The sequence below is a fragment of the Hallella mizrahii genome (genome assembly GCF_009695775.1).
GTDB classification, from domain to species: Bacteria; Bacteroidota; Bacteroidia; order Bacteroidales; family Bacteroidaceae; genus Prevotella; species Prevotella mizrahii.
The window spans coordinates 1-19,830 of the sequence record NZ_VUNG01000052.1; the positions used below are offsets into that span (position 1 = coordinate 1).

General features: G+C 51.1%; 9 protein-coding genes. All 9 read right to left on the reverse strand.

Features of this window, described 5'->3' with window-relative positions; genetic code table 11:
• Positions 1–400: 400 nt before the first annotated feature.
• Positions 401–2,044, reverse strand: a complete 1,644-nt coding sequence (locus FYJ73_RS14110) for an alpha-L-fucosidase (protein ID WP_154535383.1) — start codon at positions 2,042–2,044, stop codon at positions 401–403.
• A gap of 282 nt (positions 2,045–2,326) precedes the next feature.
• The gene (locus FYJ73_RS14115; protein WP_154535384.1) at positions 2,327–3,334 is read right to left on the reverse strand and encodes a hypothetical protein; all 1,008 of its coding nucleotides are present in this window, start codon (positions 3,332–3,334) and stop codon (positions 2,327–2,329) included.
• Between the two features lie 207 nt (positions 3,335–3,541).
• Positions 3,542–6,535 (reverse strand): glycoside hydrolase family 98 domain-containing protein, encoded by a 2,994-nt coding sequence (locus FYJ73_RS14120; RefSeq protein WP_154535385.1) that lies wholly within the window; start codon positions 6,533–6,535, stop codon positions 3,542–3,544.
• A gap of 177 nt (positions 6,536–6,712) precedes the next feature.
• Positions 6,713–8,407 (reverse strand): endo-1,4-beta-xylanase, encoded by a 1,695-nt coding sequence (locus FYJ73_RS14125; protein ID WP_206081794.1) that lies wholly within the window; start codon positions 8,405–8,407, stop codon positions 6,713–6,715.
• A gap of 119 nt (positions 8,408–8,526) precedes the next feature.
• On the reverse strand, positions 8,527–9,510 hold the full coding sequence (locus FYJ73_RS14130) for a DUF5627 domain-containing protein (protein WP_206081795.1): 984 nt from the start codon (positions 9,508–9,510) through the stop codon (positions 8,527–8,529).
• A gap of 151 nt (positions 9,511–9,661) precedes the next feature.
• The gene (locus tag FYJ73_RS14135; protein ID WP_154535388.1) at positions 9,662–11,434 is read right to left on the reverse strand and encodes a RagB/SusD family nutrient uptake outer membrane protein; all 1,773 of its coding nucleotides are present in this window, start codon (positions 11,432–11,434) and stop codon (positions 9,662–9,664) included.
• A 23-nt stretch (positions 11,435–11,457) separates the two neighbouring features.
• Positions 11,458–14,277 carry a SusC/RagA family TonB-linked outer membrane protein gene (locus FYJ73_RS14140; protein WP_154535389.1) on the reverse strand — a complete coding sequence of 940 codons (2,820 nt, stop codon included), beginning with the start codon at positions 14,275–14,277 and terminating at the stop codon, positions 11,458–11,460.
• A gap of 44 nt (positions 14,278–14,321) precedes the next feature.
• The gene (locus FYJ73_RS14145; protein WP_154535390.1) at positions 14,322–16,199 is read right to left on the reverse strand and encodes a RagB/SusD family nutrient uptake outer membrane protein; all 1,878 of its coding nucleotides are present in this window, start codon (positions 16,197–16,199) and stop codon (positions 14,322–14,324) included.
• 47 nt (positions 16,200–16,246) lie between these two features.
• Complete coding sequence (locus FYJ73_RS14150) at positions 16,247–19,339, reverse strand: SusC/RagA family TonB-linked outer membrane protein (protein WP_154535391.1); 3,093 nt, start codon at positions 19,337–19,339, stop codon at positions 16,247–16,249.
• Between the last annotated feature and the right edge of the window lie 491 nt (positions 19,340–19,830).

Sequence of the window (19,830 nt, forward strand, 5' to 3'; positions counted from 1 at the left end):
ATGGTATAAAGGTACAAAAAAAACGGGACATATGCAAGGAAACAGCGACATAAATACGGTATATCGGATGCATAGAAACAGGCTCTGTGCATAAACATCTAGACAAATTAGTTTGGCAGCAGCCTCGATAAACCCTGCCCCTACGAACCCACCGAAACGTTAACAGGGGGAATACCACAAAAGCGAAGTGGATGTCATCCGCGCGTAGGGGCAGGGTTCATCCCTGCCCTAACCCCGCAAAAGACATAAAAAATTGTGGCACAGGAGGATGGAATGATTACCTTCAAGGGGGTTAGGGCAGGGATAAACCCTGCCCCTACGAACCCACCGAGACGTTAAAAGGGGAATACCACAAAAGCGAAGTGGATGTCATCCGCCGAAAAAATCGAAGAATAGGCAACTATTTCACACTCAGCACCGGCGCAATGGTATTGCAGGGTTTCTCTGGCAGCTCGACCACCAGTCCATCTTCCGTCTGACGGAAGGCTACCTTGCCATAGCCCAACAGATGGACAGACTTCACCTTGCCCTCGTAGTGTGGTGAATGCAAAGCCAGGCTCTTGATGACCACCCGATGATCGGCAGGCCATGCCAAGGCAGTGGCGTAGAGGGTATTGCCTTTCTGTGTGAAGCGGATCTCTGCTGATCCCGCCCGTGTGTAGGAACCCTCGTTGAATCCCTGCGCATTGAGTTTGATGTCAGAATCAGCAATCGGCCCCTCGCCAAAAATCTTCCAAGGATGTGTGCCGATGATGCTCTCTTTGTTCACCCGCATCCATGCGCCAAACTCGTCGAGGATGGCTTTCTCTTTCTCGTCGAAGGTGCCGTCGCTGCGAAGTGGCACGGAGAGCAGCAGATTGCCGTTTTTGCTGACCACGTCGACAAGCAGCTTCACCACTTGTGCCGCCGACTTATACTGGTTCTTTTCATAGATCTCAGTGTTGTAGTGCCAGCCGCCGATGCAGGAACACGTTTGCCAAGGGCGGTCGATGATATGGTTAGGCGCGCCGCGCTCCACATCCCAGGTGATACCTTTGCGTTGCTGGTCATCGAGAATCTTGCCGAACATCACAGCCGTCAGCTTGCCATGATGGGTAGCCATATTGTGGTTGTAGAAGTCAGCAGCGATTTTCAGACCACAATCACTGACAGGCCAGAAAGGCAGCACCGTGACATCGAAGTAGAGCAGGTCAGGATTGTATCGGTTGATGACGTCGAGCGTACGGTTGTAGAAGTTTGTGACAAACTTCTGTGACGGCATGGCCGCACCATTGCTCCAGTCCCATTGCCGGTGTATCATGCCGTCGGCCCATGACCCTTTACTCAGCGGATGGTCTTGCTGGTAGAGGTCTTGTGGGTCCAGTCCTTCCCACCACTTACCTTTTCCGTCGGCTTTTGTCATGCAACCATCATAAGACACGCCCATCTTGCTGCCTGAGCGGTCATAGCGGCGCGATGGCTCATACCAAGTCCACGCATGATCAGCATGAAGGGAAACACCAAACTTTAGCCCGTACTTCCTTGCCGCTTTTGCCCAGCCTTCAAGGATATCCTTGTGCGGTCCAATGTTCTTGGAGTTCCACGGCTGGTATTTCGAGTCCCAAAGGTCGAAATTGTCATGATGATTGCCAAGGGCAAAGAAATACTGTGCCCCCAAACTCTTGTAGTAGGCCACGAGCGAGTCGGGATTCCAATGCTCGGCCTTGAACAGCGGCAGTATGTCTTTAAAACCTACTTCCGACTGGTGGCCATAGTGCTCACGGTGGTATTTCCACGCCGCCGAGCCCTCTTGGTACATCGACCGGGCCATCCAGTCACCCGAGCCCTCCACGCACTGCGGTCCCCAGTGCGCCCAAATGCCGAACTTGGCATTGCTGAACCACTCCGGCACTTGATATTGACTTTCCAACGAACTCCATGTGGGAGCGAACTTTCCTTCCATCATCTTCTCTTGAGACTCAGCCACCGGCACGGCAAACTGCTGGGCGTGAGAAGCTAAAGAGGCTAAAAGTAGTAAGCCTGTTAAGAACATTGATTTCTTCATTGTAGTAATTTTAGTTTTTGGTCTCGAGTTTTATTTATTGGTCATCGGTATTTACTGAATAGTGCTTACGTTGCATCCGCAACTTTTTACAAATGCAAAGGTAACGATTATGAGACAAAATCAACATGAGAAATGTATCTTTTTACCTATAAACATGATGTAAATGACTTATTTACAAAAAAATTATAGCTGAATTAGGCCTAAACACAACAAAGGGAAGAAATGCTTCTCAGCATTCCCTCCCTACAGCTTAAATAATGCCATGAGATACAAATTCCAGACTTAGCGTACAATTCGCTTGATGACTTTTCCGTCCTTTGTCTTTTGCAAGATCAGTCCTTTGGCATTGCGGTTCACCTTTTGCCCTGCAAGGTTATAGGAGACTATGATGTCTTGCTCATTGGCAACATGACATTCACGAATACCTGTCGCGGTCGTGGAGACACAAAGTCCTTTGACAACGCCCTTAGAGGATCCCCATGCCAGTTTAATGGCATTGAGATGAACGTAGGGCAGTGACGAGATATCGCAGACGGCAAGGCCGTTTTCATCACCCTCGGGATCCAATTCAACGAGTTTTCCACCAGCAGTCTCACGATTGAGCAGCACACGATATTTAAGACCGGGGTCACCATAGATGCGGATCTCTTTGAAACCGTCGAGAGGAGCATATTGTAAGTAGTCGACATTGACGTTGCCATATACCAGATCACCGGCACTCAACTCTTGGTTCAGCGCCAACGTACACGGAACCTTGCCTTGGTCCTCACCGTCTGTCGGGGCACTCCATGCATGGAAGAACACTTCAGTGAGCGCGATCTCATCAGCCTTATACTGGAAGTGGGACTCCACTTTCTTGGTCAGTGTGATGGACTTCACCGTCATCGTGCCAGCAACATTGCAGTGCCATTCCATCTTGTTGACAGCACTGGTCTTGTCAGCGTATTGCGTCAGGTCGAGGTTGTACTTGCTGCTGTAAAAGCCGCCGACCTTGCCACTTTTGGCATCTTCCACCAGCAGGAGCTGAACGATGTCATCGCCTTCGTGATCAACGATCAGGTTTGTGCAGGCGGACAGATCCACGCCCTCAGCAGGCAGATCGAGATAGAACTCGCCCTTGCCATCGCTGGTGATCGTCCCAGCCTTAGCGTCAATCGTCACGCCATCTGTTGCTTTGAGGTCAGAGAGCGAAATGGTGCATTTGCCATTTTCGCCAAATTTCGGCACAAAGCTGGCAAACATTTGAGTAGCTGCAAGAAGAGCTACACAAAGAGATAAAATTTTCTTCATAGTGCTGTTGTTATTAGTTGTTATTTGATAAAAGGATGATCTCACTCATTAAAAATCTGAGAATAAGAGAATATACTCCGGCACGAATCTCACTGCTTCTTTTTGAAAAAGAACCTTAAAGCCGAAATATGAAATCCATGCACGGATATTTATTCTCTCATTCTCAAACTCTTGTAATCATCATAGCTGTCTTAGCAATTCCTTCTGCTACTTCGAGATGTACTTATGCCCGTTCTTGATAATGACGCCGGTCGCCTTTCCGCTTACCTGACGTCCACTCAGATCGTAAGTTTTTCCGGCATTCCTGGCATCGAACAACAGATTGCGTATACCTGTCGAAGGTGTGTCAGAGGTTAGCACAATATTTCCGATCATCGCCTCGCGCCAGTAGCCTCCGTCACCGTCCTCATTGAGCACAGGACTGAAGCGGAAGAGATAGTTTCCGTCTTTTGGCACCGTGAAGCCGAGAGAGACATGAGTGGCACCCGTGAAAACGTTCGTTGTCGATCCTTCCAGATTAGGCTTGCAGGGAACTATCGTGCTCTTGATCACAGTGTTGTTCTCGTCAAGAACCTCTACCTTTAAGTAAGGCGTATCTTTCCAAGCAACGGCGTCAAGACCCAAACAGTATTTTGCCGAGGATTTCAAAGGCACTTGATAGCCCGGCATCGTGCCATAAATACCATAACCGTCATTGGAGGACGGCGTGCGCACATACAGTCCATAGGTAAACGTACTGCCTTCCGGGAATTGAAAGATACGAGGGCCAGAGCCATAGGTGCCAGGAGAGACAATCTTGTCGCCATCGGCCATTACCCAACCTTGTGGCACCTTGCCACCACCTTCCTGTGCGAAGTTGTCTTTAAGCACGACATACGGATAGGCAGGATCCGATGGAGTAATGGGCTCATCGGGCTCATCCTCAAAGGCGACATCGTCTTTGACCTGCTCAGTGGTTGGCTCATAGACAACCTGATCAAGGCAGAGATTCGTACCGCTGATGTTGTCGATCGTCAGCGTGTTGGCACCTTTGTTGAACTGGAAGCCGAGGCTCACCGTGCTCCAATTGTTGTTGCCGGTGACCGCGCAGCCCACTTTCTTCTCCGTGCCGTTCACATTCAGTTTCAAGTTACCCTTCTTGTCGGTGTTCATATAGCGCAAAGTCACACGATAGTTACCGCCGACATTGGCATTGAACACGTGACGTAAACTGCCATTCTTGCTGGTTCCCATGATGATGTAGCCATTGCCCGCATTGCCGCGCTCGTCGGGATGAACATTGTAGGGGCTCAGACAGCACTCCTGAATAGAGCGATAGTCTATGTCCTCAGCCTCGATGGTGACGGGACCGGCGTATGCCTCAGGCTGCTTGGGACTCTCCAAGGAAGTATCGGGGAGATAGTCGGTGCTGCGTCCGGTGGCGTTGCCTTGACAACTCAACTTGATGTTGACCGAGCCACAGTGCGAGACAAGCAGCGTGTATGTACCCGTTGCGGCATCCCAAGTGTCTGAGAGCGTGGCCTGTGGCTGATTGCCGGCTACTGTAGCAGGAATCACTTCCGTACCCACCGTATAGGTATAGCTTGGCTTCGCTGTTGCGCCCTTGACGACAATCTTGTCGGTTACCGGTGCGATGGTATCAACACGATAGTTGTTGAGATAGAAGTTGATATGGTCAGCATATTCTCTTACAGCGGCAGCCGTGAGCATGCCCCAAGTCAACTGCAACTCCTTGCAAGTGTTATACTGCAAAGGTATCGTTGCCGTTGCTGTCCGTTTCTTATTAAAATAGGAGTAGGGCGTGTAGGTGATCAGCTGGTTGCGGTAGCGGTTGACATAGAGGTCACCCGTGCTCACCACAGGGTACTGCGCATTAAAGTCCTTAAGCTTATCGCGCTGGCTTGACCATTTTGCCGACTTCTTTATTTGCAGTGGGATCGCCTTGGCAAGATTGTCATGAAGCTCCGGCACGATAGGAATGGCACCGTAGCGACCGGTCTTCTTGAACCATGTAAGGTTATCCATGAAGTAACCATTGCCCTTGTTCATAGGATCTTCCTGCTTATACAACCCGTCGTACAGGTCGTTCCATCCGCCATATTGGTTCTCGATGTTTCCGGTGTTGATGTCATTGACAACGACGATCTTTGTCTTTCCGAGCACTTCCTGCCGTGTAGGGATATAGAGAGAACCGTCGATGATCTTGCGGAACATGTCCACCCACACATTTTGGAAGCCGGGAAAGAAGCCCCAGTTACGATGTGTGTAGCCGTTAACCTTTGTGTTGTCGAGATTCTTGATATCTTCCGTCCAGATGAGCTCCGGCCCGTCCCAGACAGCACCACCGTTGACGCAGCTCTGCTCCATGACCGTGGAGAGTCCGGCTGCTACCGGATATTTCTTTCCATTGTCATCGCCAAGCAACACGCTGAGCGCACCGTTCCATCCACAGTTGTCGTAGCGTACGCCATAGTTGTTGGCCAAACCGGCGATATAGGGTCCCCATGTGACACTCTCGGTATTGTAGAAGCACGATGTCGTCGTGTATTTATAGAGCCATAGGATCGCCTCGGGATATTTCTCGCAGGCAGCGAGTAAATCGGCATTGCGCTTGAGCATACCTACCGGTGACAAGGCGTGCGACCAGATGTTGCCGCAGAAGCTGATGGTGAGGAAGCCACCATATTTGTGCGACATCTTCACAAGCTTGGCAAATAGCGCGATACGAGACTCCTGAGTACTCGAACTCTTGTCTCCTTTCTCGTCAAATCCCCAAAACTGTTCGGCATAGTTCCATCCGAGGAAATTAGGATAGTGCTTGAAGAAATATTCAAAAGTGTCGAGGTCAGTGTCTTGGATATGTGTGTGTCCGCCACTGGCTGGCTGGCAAGTAAACCACATGCCGTTTTGCTGGCAAACAGTAGCCCATGACTTATATGTGGCCACGCCATTTTGCGGCATCTTATAGACATTCTTTTCTGTGTCGTACGAACAAGAGAGTGAGAGGTTCATGCAGACAAAGGGACGGATGTCCTGGGGGATCATGTCAATGATTGCCTGAGGATTGGCTTTATTCCAAACGTCGACATGAATCAGCCACAGAGGATGACGCGAGTCAATGGGTCGGCGCTGCTGACCGCTCACTGACAAGCTCAAGGCCAAGAGGCATAATAATAAGAGATTGCGTAAGATTGTTTTCATAGGATATTCATTAGTAGATATATAATTCGAGCGAAGAGGCTCCTGTTAGATTCAGAGACAAAACTCTATCAAGAATAGAGAACTGGAGAAGTCTTCCCGTTTTGATATGTACATATCAGCAGATTGGTTCCCCACTTCTTCTATTCTTGATAAAATAGCATACGATAGACACGTAGTTTATTCGGTCGGCCACTGAGCTGTTGTCCCTTGCAGTCCGCTGGCAACACCGGCATAGGTTGACTGACGGTTGTAGGATCCCGACCACAAACCGATGTGGTTGCCGTCTGACGTATAATCCGAGAACGAGAGTCCATAGCGCTGAGCCTCCGGAACAAGGGAAATATACTGGCTGACGACATAGTCGTAGTAGTCTGCCATGGCCTTGATATCGGATTCGGAAAGCTTTTTGACAGGGATCACCTTTCCATTATCGTCCACAGCCTCCATGTCAAGTCCAGAGAGGCGAACCTTCAGACCGGTGGCAACCAATGCTTTCAGCATGTTGTCGATACCTTCCTTGTAAGCAGACAACTGGCCAGCATTGTAGCGCAGATGCACTTCAGCGTTGACACCGGCAAGCCCGGCACCCTTGTCGTTCCACTCCTTGATCATCGTTTCCAAGTTAGCAAGTTTCGTCGCATCGCGGTCAAGATCATTATCACTATAGAACAACACAGCGTCGTTCTGATAACTCTTTGCCATCTTTGCCAAGTCCACGACAAAGTCATCACCAAGATACTCATTAATATAATAATGTGTATCGTCGTCCTTGGAAGTGAGCAGACGACCCTGATGTCCCTGCCCTGCGAGATAGTCAGCAGCAAGGATCCAAGTCTTCACCTTGTCGCCATAACCGCCCACAACGGTCTTCATGTATGTGTTCAAGGCCTTACGGGCATCAGCCTGCTTCTCTGCCAAAGGACGCGGCTCATAGTGGCCGACTGTGCTATAGCTTCCCGTGAGTGTGATGGCACCTATATAGTAGTTAGGATTGGAGCAGACATCACCGATACCTAACTGGAACGATTTGGCAGCTTTCTGCTCAGCTGACAATTTATCCTGGATGCCTTCAAGGCTAAAATGGTAAATGCCCCATTTGCCTTTCTCTATGCCCTGCCCTACTGCATTGGTTGCAGAGCCTTCGATAGTGGTTCCGTCCACCACGACTTTCACCACAGAGGCAGGAACCCATCCGGTGCTCAACAACATATAGTCGCAATAGCCTTCCGTAATATCCCCGAGTGTCATACCCTCTGGCAGCTTGACATTCACAAAGCAATGGTTGAAAGCTGCTGTATAGTGCAGCACGTGTCCTTTCTCACCATTGGGATCTTGGACTACCTCGGCAGGCGTACCACCGGAACCGTTAATCTTCGTTCCGAGAGCCATATCGTTGAAATCGACAACTTTGAAGTCTCCTACTTTCGTACTGCCTGGCACATAGGTATCTGCCGTCACACTGCTCATATAGCTCGTCTGCGTAGACAGCGGTGAAGAGAGCACGCCTCCCATCACCGTCAGTTGGGCGTTACTGGCCTCGGCTAAAGCATCAACAGCACGCGTAGAATCCACTTTTCCCATATCACTCACCGTAGCCGCATGGGTGAAGGCATCAGTCGGCTGCACATCAGAGAAGTTGGTGAGCAACTGGCTGTAGGCTGTATTGTGCGAGCCTAACGTAGACATAGGCACCTCAGCACCAATATGCATGGAACCGGCATAAGCTTTCAGCACGTCGAAACTGCCTACATAGTTGGTCAATGCAACATCGGCAGGCTGGTCGGTCTGATAGTCCGACTGATATTCATCCGCACATCCTGCCAACAGGAAAAGGCCTGCGGCAAGAACTGTCTGGATCTTGTATTTCGTCATATTCATTGATTCTTGAATTTTAAGAATTGATTATAGGCTGTCTTTGTGCTGCCAAGAATCGGAGAAACTTTCGGTTTCTCCAATTCTTGACAAAAGCACTATCTGATCTTTCTGTGCGCCTATTTGTCTTTAGGTGTGAAATACTCCGGCACAATGCCGCGGTCACGCACCACGAGCGTGTCTGTCGTGGTGACCGACTTGCCCAAAGCAGCAGAGCTGACAGTATATTTGAGATAGAGCGCATTGCGGTCCTTGCCGCCCATGCTCTGCTTCTCGCCCTTCGCTACAAACAAACCGCTGCCATCAGCAGTGAAGCCCTCGGTGAGCGCACTGATCTTGCATTCGTTGCCGTTGAAGAGCAGTTGCAGTTTGCAAGTTGTTGCCTTGCCGCTTGCGTCTTTTAACGAAACATTCATCGCTGCAGCGTTAAAGCCAAGCGTGGTAAGGTTCATCAGCTCGTCATTCTCGACATACTGTGCATGGCGCACCTCTGTGGTCTGTGTGCCATCGGCGTTGGTGATGACATCCACGCCACGACGCAGGTAAGTGGCCTGCCAGGGATTGACAAACTTCACGGCACAGAGCACATAGTTCTTTGACTCCAGCACGCTGTCGGCACCCTCCACATTGGTGATGCGCACGGGAAGCACATAGTGGCGGGTTGTAGCCAGCGGGTCAGCGAAGAAGGCATCGGTGAGCTTCACCTTCACGCCACCTTGTATCTTACCCGACGGGATCACCATCGTGTTGCTCTCCAACTGATAATAGTCGCTGGGCAACAACGTCATCGGCGTGCCGTCGTCGAAGCTTTTGCTGTCGAGCAGCGTGGGATCCACGGCAAAGCTCACTTTGATGTCGCGCTTGTTGCCGTAGCCTCCACCCATGGCGGCGTTGAGACTGAACTCATGGTTGTTGTCGTTGGTGAGATCCACTTCCAAGTCCTCACCCAACTCGATGGTGCGCACATAGCCTTGGTTGGAAAAGTACACACTGGTCGAGCCATAGTCAGGAAACTCCTGATCACCACTATGGCAAGATGTCAGGCCCAGCAACATAGGAAGGGCAAGCAGTGGAATGTATTTGAGAACGAAATGCTTATTCATTGTTTTCTTCATTTTAAGTTCTTTGCTATTCTCCAAACTCTTTCTAAGAGAAAGGAAGAAACTAATTATTACTTCATATCCCCCCACTTAGGGGAGAGTAAGAGAGGGGTTGTCTCCCTCTCTCTTAAAAAGCGTCAGAGAGGCTGATCTGTTATTTCCAACCCTTGTTCTGTTTCAGATTGCTGTATTTCAGCGTCTCTGACTGTGGGATAGGGCCAAAGTACATATAGTCCTGATAGTCACGTTTCTCTACAGCGGTCAGCGGCGTGTAAGACTCCGTGCCCCAGTCGACGCCCTGAGCCGTGACATTGAGGTTGTCTTTCCAACGACGCAAATCCCAGAAGCGGAAGCTCTCGAAGCAGAGCTCCAGACGACGCTCGTTGTGGATGAGTTCGCGCATCTTGTCCTTCGACTGAGCGCACTCGTCGAGATAGCTGTCGTCGGTGAGTCCGGCGCGATGACGGATGGCTTTGATGATGTCATAGGCAGAATAGCTGTGTGTGCCATTGCCCTGTGGTCCCCAAGCCTCATTAGCAGCCTCGGCATAGTTGAGATAAATCTCGGTATAGCGGATGCGTGGGTTGTAACGGTTTACTCCTGACTTGGAAGTAGGATTGCAGTTGACATTCATGTTCAAACGCTTCTTCATATAGTAGCCAGTGCGGGTAGATGTCTCCTTTACATTGACGCCATCATCGGTTCCGAGCTTGCTGCCCGTGTAGATAACCGTGTTTTTCGGTCCTTCCTTAGCACCATTGTATATGATGTACTTAGCCAATCGTGGATCGCGTCCGGCATACGGGTTCTTGCTGTCGTAGCCGCTGCGTGCGTCAGCAATAGGATAGCCGTTGGCCATGGGGAAGGCATCGACGAGATTCTGTGTAGGATTGATATATCCCCTACCGAAGAGCGAGGGAGGATAGTTGTACTCTTCGTCACTGGAATTGTTAGAGGAAACATTCTCTCTCCAGATGATCTCATCGGGATTGCTACCCTCTTTAAGAGCAGCGATCTCATCAGTGTTGGTGTAGTAGGTCTCACCTGTCTGGCTCAGTCCCTCAGGTCCCATGGCATAGTCGACCACCGTAGCGGCAGCGTTGGCAGCCTGCTCCCATGTAGCTTTGTTGCTTGCATCCTGATAAGCAGGGCTGGCCGCCATCAACAGCAGACGGGAGCGGAACGACTGAATGATCAGGCCGTTGACCAATTGACGGGCCACATTGCCCATGGCACGGTTGTAGAGTGCCGGGTCGGTGGTCACCGTACGATATTTCTCTGGAATCTGAGACTCCGACGAGATGTCGCCATACTCTTCAGGAAGAAGTTTCTCGGCACGGTCAAAGTCAGCCAGGATCGAATCGACACAAGTCTGGAACGACGGACGCTCCTCATTGAAGTTGCTGTTGGCCCCGATGGAAGAATTGTGGATAGGCACACCGAGCAATTTTCCATCTTCAGAGAATCCAGCATGAGCGCGCAACAGGAAATAGTGGTGGATGGCACGCAGTCCATAGGCCTCACCTTTCATACGAACCTTCATCAGACTGTCCACAACAGCTGAAGTCTTGACAAATCTCACGCCATCCACCTTGTCGAGGAAGGTGTTGAGATACTGGATAGCACTGTAGTCGGCAGTCCAGCGGTCGAAAGGATTGAAGGAAGCTGTCCACGAACCTGTGGCCACTTTCATGTAAGAGTCGCTCTTGCCGTTGGTGACAGCATCGTCAGTAGCCACGTCGCTGTTGTCGTAATAGCCGGGCAAAGTGCGGTAGGCGGTAATCAGGAAGCCCTTTGCAAAATCAGGCTCCTTGTTGACCATGTCGATGTCCTTGAAGTTTTCGATGGCGGGCGTGAACACATCATCGCACGCCGTGAGCAGCAATGCTGCCGAAGCAAGGACAGGAATGAAATATTTAAATCTCATAATGCAATTACTTAAGAAGTTGATTAAAACGAAAGCTTCACACCGAGGTTGTAGAACCGGTTGTAAGGTGCGCCGCCTACAGCTGTCTCGCGCCACACTTTATCGGTGGAGATGGTGAAGAGTCCTTCGGCCAGTGCGTAGATGCTCATGCCGCTGACCACCTTGCCGGTGAACCAGTTGTCGGGCAAATCGTAGGTGAGCTGTACACGTCCAAGGTCGAAACGGTCTGTGCTCTTCAGCCAGAAGGTAGAGTTGCGCAGGTTGTTGCTGTTGTCCTTTGTGGTCAGGCGGGGATAGGTAGCTGTAGCGGCCGTCTCCGGAGTCCAGCGTCCACGGGCCACGGCAGTGTATTTGCTTGTGCCTTTGAGCCAATAGTAGCTGCTGTTCTTAAAGCCAATGCCACCCATGTTGCCAGTGCCGTCGACATAGAAAGTGAAGCGGTTGTATTTCAGCGTGAGGTTGAAGCCATAGACAAAAGGAGTGGCTCCCCATCCGGCTTTACCCAAGTCAATCTGGTCTTTGCTGTCTATGACACCATCGTTGTTGATGTCTTTGTACTTCAAATCGCCAGGTTTTACCTCACCAAAGGTCTGCTTGGCGTGGTTCTCAATGTCGGCCTCATCGTTGAAGAATCCTTCACAGACATAGGCCCACTGAGCGTCCAGTGCATGACCTTGGCGGTAGAGATAATCCTCGCTCCATACCTCGTCGCGTCTCTTGGCGTTGGAAGAATAGACCATACCACTAATTCCGAGGATAGCCTCGAGCTTCCCGAAGTGCTTGTCGGCCTTTACCGTAAAGTCAAAGCCTGAGCGCTGATCCTGATTGTAGTTGAGGTAGGGCAGGAACGAGCCGTTGCCGTTGAACCAAGCAGGATAGACAGTAGAGGCACCCTGGGTGAGAAGACCGTCGGTGAGCTGATGGAAGTAGTTCATGTCAACCGTCAGCAGGCCGTTCCACAGCGAAGCGTCGAGACCGATACGCCACTCCTTGCGCTTGACAAAGCCGAGGTCGGTGTTGGTGCCGCGCTTCGAAGTATTGCAGAAACCACCCTGCGACGCGTCTTCCCATTGATACCAGCCACCCTTGTTGTCGTAGTAGCCTTTGTACATGTAGTAGTCGCTGATATCCAGATCTTGGTTGAGCACGCTGTAGGAAGCGTCGATCTTTGCGTCATCGACAAAAGGTAGTGCGTTCTTGAACCACTTCTCCTGACCGAAGCGCCAACCGAGCGTGGCACTCGGCGAGAATGCGTTGCGGTGTCCGGGAGCCAACTTGGCAGAGTGGACAAGAGCACCGTCGAACTCGGCATAGTAGAGATGGTTGTAGTTGTAAGTGGCACGCAAGCCTGCATTGACATTGGTCGTGCGGTGATACGACGATCCGCTGTGGCTGCTGTCATTGCTGTTTTGACGCTGATAGCCCCAGCCCATCAGGGTAGCCCCCACATTGTGGACTTTGCCGAAAGTACGGTTATAGTCAAACTGGGTGCGGAAAGTCATCGTCTGGTAATAGGTACTTGAACCGACATACTCACTGGCAGATCGGCTGTCCTTGCCGTACTGCTTGAGGTCAATGATCATGTCCTTGCCATTCATATTAGCCCATACAGGCTCATAGACAGCATATCCCTCCTTGTAGCCTTCAGAATAATAGTCGTAGTAGTCGACGCTGAATGCTGACTTGAAGGACAGACCCGGCGTGATCATGCCCAGATCTGCGTTCACCCCCACATCAAAGAGGAAGTTACGCCGTTTGTCTTTGACATATCCCGCAGCCAGCATATCACCGAAGAGCGTGGTTTGATTGACAGTATTACCGCCCAAAATATACTTGCCGTTAATGATATGATTGCTTGTCGATACCAAGTTGCTGACATTCTCATTGTTCATATCCATCATGTCCAAGGGCAGCAAGCCTGAATACCAGTTGGGGCGAAGATTGGCAGCTGCTCCCCAAAAGTCACCACGATAGGTGTAAGCATTATTAATATGCACGCCTACATTAGCGAAAGCCTTCAGCCAACTTGTGATGGTCATATCGATGTTGGCACGGACACGGAAGTTGAGGTTGTCGTCTTTGTGATGCCCACCATACTTAATGAGACCGTTGTTATAGGTCATGCCAAAGTTGGCGTAGTAGGTAGCCCGCTGGTTGCCGCCAGTGATCTCTGCTGTGGCATCGGTGCGTAAGGTGGCCTTACGCAGATAGTCAGAACTGTAGAAGTTCATGTCGGGATAACGGTAGGGATTCGTCCCGGCAGCAGTGTTATAGATATCAGCATCAGAGTATTGATGTGCAATGCCATCGTTATCACAGGCCTCATTATAGAGACTCATATACTCAGCAGCGCCGAGATAGTGGGGATAACGCTTGGGCACATACAGTCCGGCATTGGCCCGGGCCTCAATGGTGAGCCGTTGTGCCTTGCCACGCTTGGTGGTGATGAGCACGACGCCCTTGCTGCCGCGTGAGCCATAGAGAGCTACGGCAGACGCAGCTTTCAGCACGGTGACGGTCTCCACCTCGGTAGCGTCGACCTCAGAAGCATCGCGTGGCACCCCATCGATAAGCACCAAAGGAGACTGTCCCCAAATGCTGCCATTATAACCACCCACCATGGTACTGATGCCGTCGAGGCTGTAGGCATGGTAGTCTTTCTTGAGCAGGTCAGCCACATTGACTTCGTTGACACCGCCAAGAAGATCGCTCTTGTTGACCTTGCCAAAGGCCACATGAACTTGCTGAGCGGCAGTGCTGTCAGCAACCGTCTGGGCCTGAGCACGGCTCAGGGCAGGAGCCATGGCAAGGACGAATGCGATATATAGAATCTTGTTGTTCATGGAATTATTCTTCTTATTTGTTCTTAATGTTTACCAGACACAAGTTATTCCCATCCTGGGTTTTGCTTGAATTCGGGATACATCTGCACGTCGCTCTTGAGGAAGGGCAACCAGTAGTGCTTCTCAGTGAAGTGGCGCGTAGAGAGTACTTCCTCACGCAGGTTGACGACATGGTTGTTCTCTGGATTCTTGTAGCGTTCGGCATCGGTCTGGTCTTTAGCGCGGTCGAAGTATACAGCTTTCTTCAGTGTATACGGCTCTTTGTCGACGAGCAGCCAGCGGCGCAGGTCGGTCCAGCGATGACCTTCGAACGCAAGTTCCACGGCACGCTCACGGCGCAGCTCGCTCATGAAGCCGTCGAGGGTGGTAAGATATTCATCTGCTACGTCGCCCACTCCGGCACGCTCACGGATCTTGTTCACAGCAGTCACGGCGTTCATCGTGTAGTCCTTGGCCGTGGCGGTAGCGGAACCATAGCCCTCAGCGACAGCCTCAGCATACATCAGATAGACATCGGCCAAGCGGATGAGGCTGAGCACCATGTTGTTGTTCTCGCGGTATCCATCCCAGTCGTTGCAATACTGGCTGGTGAACTTCATGTTCAAGTATCCGGTGAAGCAGTCTTTGGAAGGCGTAGCGGTGCGATAGGTGCCGCCGGTATAGAGAGAGGCATACTGCCGATGGGCATTGTTGCCGACCTTACTGCCGTCTTTCACGCACTTCTCGCCATCGAAAATAATGTCCTTGTAGAAGCGTGGGTCACGGTTCTTGAAGGGGTGCTCCGGGTCGTACCCACTGTCAGGGTCCTTCTTTGTCGGGTCTTTGATGGGCTTGCCGTTAGCCATGCCGAAGAGGTCGACATAGTTGGCCGTAGGATAGACCTTGATACCCGAACCACTGAGCGTTGACGGACGGAAGTCGTTGACCATGTTCCAACGCCAGTTGCCATTGGGGTTCTCAAAGAAGATCGCCTCTTTCAGTCCCGGCAGCTTATAGCTTTGGTTGTAGGTATAGAACAATTCGGAATAGTCCTTGAAGTCGGCCAACTGATAGCGTCCGGTCTCATCGCAGATCTTGAGCACCTGTCCAAAGGCTTCTGCAGCCCGCTGGCAGTACTCCTTATTATAATTAGCGTCGCCGGTGCTGACCTTATTCATCAATGGCGATCCTGCCCAAAGCAGATCCTTGCCTAAGAACGAGAGAGCCATGATCTTGTTGATACGCAGATTGTTCTTTCCGGCAGTGGCTTTTCCTACCGTTGTCTTGTCCCAGTCGACGGGCAAAAGGTCAGCAGCCTTCTGGAAGTCAGCAGCAGCCTTTTCGGCAGTCTCCTGATAAGTCAGCCGAGGATAGCGCATCACAGCATCAGCCGGAATGACCTGATCGATATATGGCAGACCGCCCCAGTACTGCATGAGCATGAAGTGGAAGAAGCCACGGAAGAAATAGAGCTGTCCGGCAATGAGGTTTTTCTCTTCCTGCGTGGCATTGGTGAGCAGGCCGAGGTTGGCCAGTCCCACATTGGCTTTGCGGATGCCGTACCATGACAGACCCCAGAGATGTCCTTTCTGGAAGCGGTCAGTGCCCGTGGTGCCGGGTGCTCCCGTGTGGAAGAAAGAGTAATAGCAATCGTTCCATCCCCAGTAGTTGCCCTGGTCTACAGCATAAGTGAAGACACGGGTTTCGGAGGGCTGCCAATATACATCCTCACCGAAGTTCCAGCAGCTGTGGTAGTCACACTGTGTGAGCATGGGGATGCAGTTGTAGAGTTCCTCGGTGAAGCCTTGGAAATTGGTATAGTTCTTATAGGGATCCTCCTCGCTGATGTCACTCAAAGGCGATTTGTCGAGGTAATCCTTGCACGAAGTGGTCATGGACAACAAGGCCATGGCAAACATCGCAGTATATAGTATCTTTTTCATGATTCAGTGTTTAGAACAGGTTTCATACACCTTATTATATATATAGCTTAGAAGGTGATGTCCATACCCAGATTGAAACGTCTCACAGTAGGATAGGCACCGTCTCCTCCGCTGAAGTTGGACTCACGGTCATCCGGCATCTTGGTCCACAAGAGCAGGTTGTCGCCATTGAGATAGAAGCGCAGGGCACGAATGTTGAGGCGCCGTACCCACGCACCTCTGAAGGTATAGGCGATCTCGGCATTTTTCAATCTCAGGAAAGCGCCATCATAGAAGTAGCGGGTTCCCGAAGCACTGCCGTCCGTAGTTGTGGTCCAGCGTGGCAAGGTAAGCTTTCCGGAACCGGTCACAGCATTCCAATAGGAGCCTTCGTCGAAAGCGGCGTGGATCTCACGGGCAAAGGTCGGGAACTGAATGTAACGGGTGACATTGGTCACGCCATAGAACTGGAGGCTGATGCTGAGTCCTTTCCATTCGGCACCGACAGTGGTACTGAAGGTGTTCTGAGGGAACTGAGTGTATTTATAAGGAGCCACATCGTCAGAGGTGATTCTACCGTCAGCGTTGAAATCGGCGATCTGATAGTCGCCCACGAGCTTGTTGCCGTTGTTGGTCTCGCGCTCGGGACTACCGTAGAGCTCATCCCAGTTGGTGATGAAGCCTTTGTCGATATAGCTGCGCACCTGCCCGATGGCGTATCCGGCCTGCTTCAAGTAGGCGGCACGAAGCTGTGGATCGTCCTTGAACATCACTTTGTTCACAGCATGAGTCATATTGAAGTTGGCCCATGTGCGGAAATCGCTGTTCCAAACCTTGTTGAAGCGCAGGGCAAGCTCCCAACCGTGACTGTGGACACGTCCGAGGTTGGCTGTGGGCGCTGTGGTACCAAAGTATGTAGGTATAGCACGCGAGCCACCACCGATCAGAATATCCTTACGCCGGTCGGCAAAGACATCGAAGCTACCGGCTACGAGGCCATGAAGAAATGCAAAGTCGAAACCAAGGTTGCGCTTTTCCACCGTCTCCCAACGCACATTGGGGTTGCCGAGCTGACTCTGACGGTAGATAGTATACGGCGAGTCGCTCAACGGCGAGCCGATCTTGGTGGTTCCGCCATAAGAATAAGTATCTTTATAGAGCCAACGCCCACCGACGTTGTCATCACCGATCACACCCCAGGAAGCACGCACCTTGAACATATCGATATATTTCTGCAAGGGTTTCATGAAGGGCTCCTCGGTCAGCATCCAGCCACCGGAAAGCGAGGGGAAGAAGGCAAAACGGTGATCGTTGTTGAATTTCTCACTGCCGTTGTAGGCACCATTGAACTCGAAGAAATAGCGCATCGCATAGTTGTAGGTGGTACGGAACACCCAGTCCTCGCGATAGTGGTGGAATTCAGAACCCGCAGCGCGGTCCTCACGGGAGAACAATCCCATGGCTGTCACATTGTGGAGACCAAAGGCACGGGCATAGTTCAACTGCAATTGATAATAGAGTTTACGGTAGGTGGCTCCAGTGTTGACGCTACCGCCGTTGACAGACCAGCTGACCGTCTCGGTGTAGTCGGGATCCTGCTGCCACGTGACATCTCCCGTGTCGGGGTTGATCCATTTAGCCTGTGCATCGTGATAGAGGTCGTCGATACCTCTTCCGCTCTCCACCATGGTATTGTCAAACGACAGGCGGGCGTTGAAGCTCAGTCCGCGGGTGACGAAGTCGAGCTTCTGATCCAGAATGAAGTCAGTGGTGATCTGTGTGTTGGTGAGCTTCTCGTCACCGCTCGTTGCCAACAGTTTGACAGAGTTGAGAGCGTCAGCGTTACGCGGAGCGTAGAAGCCATAGGTGCCGTCGCTGTAGACAGGGCGCATGGCATCGGGTGCCGTGTGGTAGATGGCAGACCAGTAACTGTTGGAGTCGCTGCCCTGGCCCCATGGGAAGTGGCGCACGCCATTGCTGCCGAATAAGTTGACAGAGAACTTGGTGGTGTGGGTCAGAGCAAAGTCAAGGTTCGCACGCATGTTGATACGGTTGTAACCAAAACCAGAATGATAGCCGCGGTTGTTGCCGAACTTCTTGAAAAGGTCACCCTCATGGGTGAAGTCCACAGAAGTGAAGTACTTCACGTTTTTCGTACCGCCGCTGACATCCACACTGGCATTGTACGACATGGCATAGTCGCGGAAGAGCTCTTTTTGCCAGTCTACGTTGGGATAGCGGTCCCAATCGTCAGCGTTGGCGGGATAGCGGTATTTATTGATGATCGCCATGGGCTTGTAGCTGCCCCAGGCATTGGGTGAGATGGCAAGCTCGTGCTCGACGACATCATTTAATAAAAGGAACGTGTCATAGCTGTCGTACTTCTTGGGCAACTTTGAAACGACTTTCACCGTGGCGTTGGCCTTGGCATGCACGCGTGCCGTTCCCTCCTGACCACGCTTGGTGGTGATCAGGATAACGCCATTGGCACCCTTGACACCATAAACGGCGGTGGCCGAGGCATCCTTCAAAACGGAAATTGTCTGCACGGAACTAAGGTCGACAGTGTTCATCGGACGCTCCACTCCATCGACAAGAACGAGCGGGTCGCTGTTGTTCCAAGACGTCTGTGATCGGATGATGATCTTCGGATCTTCCTGACCAGGCATACCAGTGGAGGAAGAGGTGATCACACCGGGAAGGTTTCCCGTCAATGCCTGACCCAAGGAGGGGACGCCACTGTAGCGGTCGAGCGTCTTGGCATCGGTCTGTGTGATGGCACCCACGACAGAGGCCTTCTTCTGCTGGCCATAGCCCACGATGACAACATCGTTGAGCTGGCGGGCATTCTCCTGCATGACGACCTGCATGGGTTTGCTGGAGACACGAGCTTCCTTGTTGAGCATTCCGATGTACGAGAACACGAGGGTGCCACCCTTGGATGGTACCTCCAGCTTGAAATGACCGTCGAGATCGGTAGCCGTAGCGACACCCTTGTGGCCTTTCAGCATCACAGTGGCACCAATGACTGGCTCACCATTCTCGTCGACCACAGAGCCAACGACCGTGGAGCCGTTTTGCGCCATGACCGCAAGTCCTGGACTGACCATCATCGTGCCTAACAGCATCGCCTTCAACACAAATAGATTTAGATACTTCATTTGGTCTACGATTAGATTGATTATGTTAATTTTAGCTTTTCCGGCACAAAATTAATCAATACCTTGTAGATATACACGGCAATATGTTGCAACAGGTATTGACGTTTGTTGCACTAAGGTTGAAACACTATAATTGTATGACATGTAACATACCTATGTTACACAAGATAAAAAGCAAATCTAGCCAAACGTCTTTGATAACTATCCCACTCTCATATGATGAAAAAACAATCCATACAGCGACAATAAACTAGAACTAACCAGTTTTGTCTCATACCCGACATATAAAAAAAGGCAATCACCACAATGCGGTGATTGCCTTTTTCATATTCTAGAGAAGTAGCGTCAAACGCTTACTCCTTCAGCGCCTGTTTTCCACGTTAATAGCCGTTAACGGCCGTAAATCATTAAAAATCAATAAAGTGACACTTTGTATTTGGATTTTTGGGTGGCGCAAGCTATCTTTGCATCATGTTCGTACACAAGAAACG

Bases quoted from the DNA above. Each gene is read 5' to 3' on its own strand.
- FYJ73_RS14110 (WP_154535383.1), bottom strand. From the start codon at position 2,044: ATGAAGAAATCAATGTTCTTAACAGGCTTACTACTTTTAGCCTCTTTA.
- FYJ73_RS14115 (WP_154535384.1), bottom strand. From the start codon at position 3,334: ATGAAGAAAATTTTATCTCTTTGTGTAGCTCTTCTTGCAGCTACTCAA.
- FYJ73_RS14120 (WP_154535385.1), bottom strand. From the start codon at position 6,535: ATGAAAACAATCTTACGCAATCTCTTATTATTATGCCTCTTGGCCTTG.
- FYJ73_RS14125 (WP_206081794.1), bottom strand. From the start codon at position 8,407: ATGACGAAATACAAGATCCAGACAGTTCTTGCCGCAGGCCTTTTCCTG.
- FYJ73_RS14130 (WP_206081795.1), bottom strand. From the start codon at position 9,510: ATGAATAAGCATTTCGTTCTCAAATACATTCCACTGCTTGCCCTTCCT.
- FYJ73_RS14135 (WP_154535388.1), bottom strand. From the start codon at position 11,434: ATGAGATTTAAATATTTCATTCCTGTCCTTGCTTCGGCAGCATTGCTG.
- FYJ73_RS14140 (WP_154535389.1), bottom strand. From the start codon at position 14,277: ATGAACAACAAGATTCTATATATCGCATTCGTCCTTGCCATGGCTCCT.
- FYJ73_RS14145 (WP_154535390.1), bottom strand. From the start codon at position 16,199: ATGAAAAAGATACTATATACTGCGATGTTTGCCATGGCCTTGTTGTCC.
- FYJ73_RS14150 (WP_154535391.1), bottom strand. From the start codon at position 19,339: ATGAAGTATCTAAATCTATTTGTGTTGAAGGCGATGCTGTTAGGCACG.